The sequence below is a fragment of the Bradyrhizobium sp. Kon69 genome (assembly GCF_055807515.1).
On the sequence record NZ_JBVVOS010000234.1, the window covers coordinates 1 to 310 of the forward strand.

General features: G+C 66.5%; 1 protein-coding gene. It reads left to right on the forward strand.

What is annotated here, in order from left to right; all coding sequences use genetic code 11:
* Positions 1–100: 100 nt before the first annotated feature.
* The coding region (locus tag AC0L3U_RS38970) for an aminotransferase class I/II-fold pyridoxal phosphate-dependent enzyme (RefSeq protein WP_473365052.1) at positions 101–310 on the forward strand (210 nt) is incomplete at its 3' end.

A 310-nucleotide genomic window follows, 5' to 3' on the forward strand; every position in this document is an offset into this window, starting at 1 on the left:
GCTCAAGGGCGCTTGATACAGGGCCTCCAGTTCCGACGCTTGCGTCAGCCAGGCATCGACAGCGTCGGCCCGTTTTGACGGTCGCCCCGCTCTGAACCTGTTGAATGTCGCCCCGGACCTGCAGGCGCGTTGCCTTTTGGTGGGTGGCGTATCCAAGACCTACGCCATGACGGGTTGGCGTATCGGCTTCGGCGCCGGGCCGCAAGCCCTTACCGACGCCATGGTGGTGGTGCAATCGCAGTCCACTTCCGGCGCTTCCTCGGTGGGCCAGGCCGCCGCGTTGGCGGCGTATTCCGGCGGGCTGGGCTTT